This is a genomic window from Spirochaeta lutea (genome assembly GCF_000758165.1).
Taxonomy (GTDB): domain Bacteria; phylum Spirochaetota; class Spirochaetia; order DSM-27196; family Salinispiraceae; genus Spirochaeta_D; species Spirochaeta_D lutea.
This window is the reverse complement of record NZ_JNUP01000066.1, coordinates 74,725-80,963: the sequence shown is the minus strand read 5'-3', so window position 1 is coordinate 80,963 and position 6,239 is coordinate 74,725. Positions and strand designations below refer to the sequence as shown.

Here is a 6,239-nt window from a genome sequence, read left to right as displayed (position 1 = left end):
CTCGGAGCCTGCATCGAGCCGGGGCTGACTTCCCGTGTTTGGAGTGCTCCCGGATTCGAGGGCGGGCTGTGGCTGGTTCTCCGGGGCGGCAGGGGTGCCGTCGGGCTGTGGCATTTCACGGGTGTTCCGGTCCTCCTGGGCAAACGGCGATGTTCCCTCCTCCACGGGCAGAGAAAGCTTCAGGCGGTGTTCATTCGCGAAGGGAGCCACGATCAGGGCGACCTCCCGGTCCCAGGCCGGGTGGGAGAACCGGGCGAATCCCGGCTCGGGATGGCGAACCCGTAAACCGCAGGCCAGATTACAGTCTCCGGGCTGGGCAAGGGGTGATCCGTAGAAAAAGATACCGTTCTCCCGGGCCAAGGGATCCGGGGCATCAATTCGCTCCGCTGAATCGTGATTTCCCCCGATAACCACCACCGGTCTGTTTCCGTCCTCAGCCAGAATCTTAAGGGAACGGTATAGCAGCTCCACCGCCTCACTGGATGGGTTGGGGACGTCAAATACATCCCCGGCGACTACCACCATATCCACCCGGTGACTCCTGCATAGTTCCACCAGCTCCTGGAGAAAATCCCTCTGTTCTTCCAGCCGGGAAAACGGACCCAGCCGCTTTCCGAGGTGCCAATCAGCGGTGTGCAAAATTCTCATACTACCCTTATACCCTAAATTCACCTCCTTGTAGAGCAGGTTTCCCAAAACAGCCCGAATACCGGTACCGCCCGAGCCACCCCTTAGGATATGCATCCCTCAGGCGGGGGGAGACCATGGACAATCCCGCCGTTTCTTAGTAGTATGAATCTACGATTTTCAGGGCAGGGTGCGCCTCCTTCGTTGAAGGGGCAATTCCCGACCGGCGGTGATAGTCCGCGACCTTGGCGCCTTCCACGGCGGATGCACAGCATTCGACTGGCAAGACCAAACTGAACCGGTGGAATTCCGGTACCGACGGTATAGTCCGGATGGGAGAAAATCTGTAAACAGAACAGCCCCGGATAGGGACCAGGGTGCCTCCAAAGAGGATCCTGGGGTCGGATTATCGGGGTAATCCTAGAATTCTAGGGTGATTTGAATGTCCGGACTGCATGCCGCACTCGGTGTTCCAGCTTCGAAACCGGGCAATCATCCTCCTGTTTCTAGGAGGGTACTGTTTCAACAACTCTTCCCGAAAACCACCATGCCCTGGACCCTTTGACCGGCCAGGGTATTTTTTTACCCGGCAGGTCAGCCGAGGAGTCCTGCATGACCAACTCACCCATGGACCGGGCAATAGAACTTGCCCGCACGGCAGGACCGGAGGTGCATCCCAATCCCAGGGTAGGCGCCGTTCTGGTTCTGGATTCGCAGATCATAGGCCAGGGGTACCACCCCGGACCCGGCCAGCCCCACGCTGAAGAGGCTGCAATACAATCCGCATTGGAGGGTGGAGCGAGCCTCCAGGATCTTTCCCGGGCCGAGCTCTACTGTACCCTGGAGCCCTGCTGTTCCACCTATCCGGGCAAACACCGCCCGGCCTGTACCGACCTCATTATCCGCCACAGGATAGCCCGGGTAATAATTGCCACCCTGGATCCCAATCCCCGAGTCCGGGGCCGGGGCATCAGTGCCCTCCGCCGGGCAGGGATTGATGTGGACATTGGTCCCGGGGCAGCCCAGGCCCTAAGCCTGAACCCCGATTACCTGGCAATGATGTTAACCCGGGAATTACCCGGAGATTCCCAATCCCCGCCCCAGGACCAAGGGGAGGATTCCCAGGAGGTTCCCTCCTCCCTGCTCATCCCCGGCGACGCCGGAGTAACCCTAAAAATCGCCACTTCCTGGGAGGGGCAGATCGGGCCCAGCCTGGAACAGACCATGGATATCACCAGTCCCGCAGCCAGGGACTGGGCCAGGGTGCTTCGGGGAAACTTCCAGGCGGTTATCTTCGGCCTGGGAACCCTGCTGACGGATAACCCCCGGTATCTGGCCGGGGCTCCGGGGTACACCCCGGTACGCCAACCCCTCCGGGTAATTATGGACACCCGTCTCAATGCAGCCCGTCCCGGGGCGGATCTTGCCCTGGTAGATACCCTGGATGCAGGACCGGTGTTGATATTCTGCGGTCCCCTGGATTCCCCAGCCATGGTGCAGCGCTCCCAGGATCTACAGGCCCGGGGATTCCAGATCCAGGCCCTCCAGCCCCGGGACGTTCATCCCCTGGGCGGACTCAACCCCGGGAGGGTGCTTGAGCATCTCCGGGACAGGGGGATCACCCGAACCCTTGTGGAAACCGGGCCGCGTCTCAGTGCCTCCTTTCTCAGGGCCGGGTTGGTGAACCGGCTGCTCTGGTTCCGTGAGCCGGTACTCCTAGGACGGGGGATTAACGCCATGGAGTATCTTCCAGGGTTCCCCGGGGGACCGAATCTCCCCATGAAGCGGCGGTACAGCTGGCAGATCGGCAGCACCGAGGTGAATCTTTTTGATCTCCCCGCCGACAACCCGAACGCCCATGGGATTTCTCAGGAGGCAGCCTATGTTCACCGGACTCATTGAGGAGCAAGGCCGGGTAATCCGGGTAGATATCACCGATCCGGGTTGTCGGCGGCTGCGGATTCAGACCTCTACGCTTCCCCACCTGGCCCTCGGGGCCTCCGTAGCGGTTAACGGCGTTTGCCAAACGGTCATCGCTTCGGGTCCGGACTGGTTTGCCGTGGATACCCTGGAGCAGAGCCTGGGGAAAACGAACCTCGGCCTCTTGGGCATAGGGGATGCGGTAAATCTTGAACGTGCCATGGCTGGGGACAGCCGGTTTGACGGCCACATCGTCCAGGGGCATGGGGAATGCCGGGTTACCATCACCCGGTGGCATCAGCAGGGGTCTAACTGGTACCTGGGCGTTAGAATCCCCCAGGAAAAACTCCACCTCTGTATTCCCGAGGGATCCATCTGTCTGGACGGAATCAGTCTGACCATCAGCAGCATCCGGGGCGATGAGGTGGTGTGCAATGTCATTCCCCATACCCGGGAGCATACCACTCTGGCTCATCGCCGGGTCGGGGATCAGATGAATCTAGAAACGGACATAGTGGGCCGCTACATTGCCCGGCTGGCCGAGGTCAGAGGAGGATTGAGATGACGATTCAAACTACACGGTACACCCGATGGGAGCTCCACCAGGCACGGCAGCGGGTCGGGGCGGTGTTGGAGCGTCTGGCCCGGGGGGGGATGGTAATTGTCCAGGATGATGAAGACCGGGAGAATGAGGGGGATTTTATCGCCCCCGCCCAGGACATTTCCTACGCCGACCTGAATACCATGGTGCATCGCGGGGCCGGGTTGGTCTGCGTCGCCCTGGGGCCGGAGATTATCCGGGGTTTGCAGCTGGGCCCCCAGACTGCAGGGCCGTTGCCCGATGCAGCTACCGAATATTCGGACCTGCCGACCCCCGGGGATGCTCAGGGAACGGCCTTTACCGTTTCGGTGGATGCTGCCCAGGGTATTACCACGGGAATTTCTATTGCCGACCGTCTAAGAACCCTGCGGGTCCTATCCGACCCAGCCAGCACCCCGGGAGATCTTCGGCGCCCGGGCCACATCTTTCCCCTGGCGGCCCGGTCCGGCGGATTGGTCCAACGCCGGGGACATACCGAGGCTGCGGTGGAGCTATGCAGGGCGGCGGGGCGTCGGAGCGCCGGGGTCATCTGCGAGATCCTGAATCCCGACGGCACCATGGCCCGGGCCGGGGATCTGCAAAGCCTGGCCTCGGAGCTGGCCATGCCGCTCTGTAGCATCCAGGACATTGTAATTGCCCTGGCATTGGAATCACCCTAGAGATTCAGGAACGATACACCCTGCAATTCCCTTGGGAACAAACACAGTACCCCGAAATTCGGGGATAGAGGAGAATCATATGCAAGATACACCTAACACGAACACGGCTGCCAAGCAGCCCCGTTGGATTGAGGGCCGTTACCATGGACAGGGGCGTAGGATTGCCCTGGTAGTCAGCCGTTTTAACAGCTTCGCCACCGAGCCCCTTACCCAGGGTGCCCTGGACTGTCTGGTCCGGCACGGAGTCGACCCGGGAGATGTAGAGGTTTGCAAGGTGCCCGGGGCCTGGGAACTTCCTCTGGCGGCGAAACGCTATGCCGCTTCGGGAAAGTGGGACGGTGTAATCGCCCTGGGGGCTGTTATCCGGGGGGATACGCCCCATTTTGAGTATGTTAGCGCCGAAACCAGCAAGGGTATTGCCCAGGCAAGCCTGGAGACCGGGATCCCCATCAGCTTCGGGGTTCTGACAACCAATACCACCGACCAGGCTCTGGACCGTGCGGGCATAAAATCGGGCAACAAGGGATGGGATGCCGCCCTGGGTCTGCTGGAGATGATCGACCTGCTCAACCGTATTGAGTAGGGGTGTGTAGGTCACGGAAGAGCCCTGGTTAGTCCAGAGCTCCGTGGTCTACCACCCGGATCATGATGTACTGGAGCAGGCTGAGTTCCAGATCCTGATCGAAATCGCTGACTATATCGCTGATGTATGCCCAGTCATCCGGGGTTAGGGGATCAGCCTGCTCGTCATAATCCATGGAAAAGAGATCACAGAGGTCGCCCAGCAGATCGTTTCGGTTCTGATCCAGGGTCCGGGGCCAGGCCCAGGCAAATAGCTCATCTCCCAGTCCCGGTGGTACGCTCCGGGGAAGGGTGCGGAGGAACTGCTGCTGGAGATTGCCGAGGGTTTCCGGTTCTGATTCAGGATTACGCTGCAGTTCCTTGCGTGCCTTGAGGACTGCGGCCGTCATTTTTTTGGATGGGTACATGGAAAAATTGTATCATGGGAACCCTCGGGGGGCATAGGGGCAGGATGAAACTATCCCTAGGATCACATCTCTGCCCCGAGCGCCCCTACTGCATCATCCTGCTGATAATCGAGATTAGGTCGAGGTCTCTATCCTGGGTGATTTCCCAGAACATCATGCCCCCAAGTCCCTGATCCACTACGAATTCAGCCTTCCGTTCCATGATTTCCGGGCTGTCATAGCTGATGACTAAGCCGGTTTCCGGGTTGTACAGGTAACTGGCCATCGCCTTCTGATCCATCCGGTAGGTCTCCGGTCTCTGGTGGTTTGCCTTGATGTCATCGTAATCCCAGGCTCCAGGCTCCCAGGTACCCTGAGGTAGGGGATCGGTAACCTTCTGAAACATGCCATCCTCCAGCCCCGGTTCGGTATACCAGCCCCGGCCGTAGAAGGGAACCCCCAGTACCAACTTCTCGGGGGGGACACCGGCATCCAGGTAGCCCCGGATGGCTGCTGATACCGTGTAATGCTCCGGCTGGGCGGGCAGGTCTAACTCCTGAGCGCGGCTATGTTGATCCGGGTTAAAGAAGAGAGGGGCTTGGTGGTTTGTCTGTTGACTCCATCCGCCAGCTAAATCGTATGCCATAACATAGATGTAATCCATGATCCTGTGGACCTTATCAAATTCGATGTTCGCAATTTTTTCTAGATCGGCCGAAGTCGCCCCGGTGAGAAGGTACTCCTTACCGGTTTTTTCCTCCGCCCCATCCAGGGCTTTCCGGATGGCTTCCATCATCAGGGTATAGTTTTCCCGGTCCTCGGGGCGGGCGGAGTTTTCTGGCAGCCCGCCGCCGACGGGATATTCCCAGTCGATATCAATGCCATCAAACTGATACTTCATCACAAAGGCGGCGCATGACTCAGCAAAGGACCGACGGCCCTGCTCGGTGGCTGCCATGTCCGAGAACCGCCCGGATTTTGTCCAACCGCCAACGGAGATGAGGGTCTTCAGGTGGGGATAGGCATGCTTTAGGAGGACCAGCTGGGCAAAATTCCCCCGGAAATCCAGGGAGGATAGAATCTCTTGGTCGTTCAGGGGTGAATCAGGGAAGGGGTTATCCACATCCGCCCAAGGATCCAGGAGGGTGATGGTATGATCCTCTCCGACCTCTGCGAAGGCGTAGAGCAGGTGGCTCAGATGCTCCGCGGGAATATCCCAGACATGATATGCCCGGCCGTAGATTCCCCACTGGATAAAATAGCCGGTCACCACCCGCTGAAAGGGTGCCGCCCCTACCTGGCTCATTTCGGGCTGCTCTTCCGCAACCATCGGGTCGCCGCTTTGCGGTACATCGGCTGATCCGCTTCCCGGGGTTGCACAGCCTACACCCACGGCACAGACCACGGCTGCCAGCAGCAGATATCCATTGTTTTTACCCATGGTAATTCCTCCTTTTGTACACG

General features: G+C 59.5%; 7 protein-coding genes and 1 riboswitch. Of the genes, 4 read left to right on the top strand and 3 right to left on the bottom strand.

Translation table 11 applies throughout. The features are described 5' to 3' along the window. On the bottom strand, nt 1-648 hold a 648-nt coding region (locus DC28_RS15695; protein ID WP_156104668.1), incomplete at its 3' end, for a metallophosphoesterase family protein. A 151-nt stretch (nt 649-799) separates the two neighbouring features. Next, nucleotides 800-975, top strand: a riboswitch (FMN riboswitch). A 264-nt stretch (nt 976-1,239) separates the two neighbouring features. Between DC28_RS15695 and DC28_RS10980 the strand changes: the two genes are divergently transcribed. The 4 genes from DC28_RS10980 (at nt 1,240) to ribH (ending at nt 4,390) form a co-directional block, all read left to right on the top strand. Beyond that, nucleotides 1,240-2,529 (top strand): bifunctional diaminohydroxyphosphoribosylaminopyrimidine deaminase/5-amino-6-(5-phosphoribosylamino)uracil reductase RibD, encoded by a 1,290-nt coding sequence (locus tag DC28_RS10980; RefSeq protein WP_037548584.1) that lies wholly within the window; start codon nt 1,240-1,242, stop codon nt 2,527-2,529. Then, a complete protein-coding gene (locus tag DC28_RS10975) occupies nt 2,510-3,112 on the top strand; it encodes a riboflavin synthase (RefSeq protein ID WP_037548582.1) in 603 nt (200 codons plus the stop codon). The genes DC28_RS10980 and DC28_RS10975 overlap by 20 nt, the downstream gene beginning before the upstream one ends. Then, complete coding sequence (gene ribB, locus DC28_RS10970) at nt 3,109-3,807, top strand: 3,4-dihydroxy-2-butanone-4-phosphate synthase (RefSeq protein WP_052078789.1); 699 nt, start codon at nt 3,109-3,111, stop codon at nt 3,805-3,807. Before DC28_RS10975 ends, ribB begins: the two co-directional genes overlap by 4 nt. Nucleotides 3,808-3,886: 79 nt before the next feature. After that, nucleotides 3,887-4,390: a 6,7-dimethyl-8-ribityllumazine synthase gene (ribH, locus tag DC28_RS10965; RefSeq protein WP_052078788.1), complete on the top strand. Its 504-nt coding sequence runs from the start codon at nt 3,887-3,889 to the stop codon at nt 4,388-4,390. A 28-nt stretch (nt 4,391-4,418) separates the two neighbouring features. Here the strand turns inward: ribH and DC28_RS10960 are convergent, their stop codons facing one another. After that, a complete protein-coding gene (locus tag DC28_RS10960) occupies nt 4,419-4,796 on the bottom strand; it encodes a hypothetical protein (RefSeq protein ID WP_037548581.1) in 378 nt (125 codons plus the stop codon). An 85-nt stretch (nt 4,797-4,881) separates the two neighbouring features. Continuing rightward, nucleotides 4,882-6,216 carry a glycoside hydrolase family 18 protein gene (locus DC28_RS10955; RefSeq protein WP_052078787.1) on the bottom strand — a complete coding sequence of 445 codons (1,335 nt, stop codon included), beginning with the start codon at nt 6,214-6,216 and terminating at the stop codon, nt 4,882-4,884. Between the last annotated feature and the right edge of the window lie 23 nt (nt 6,217-6,239).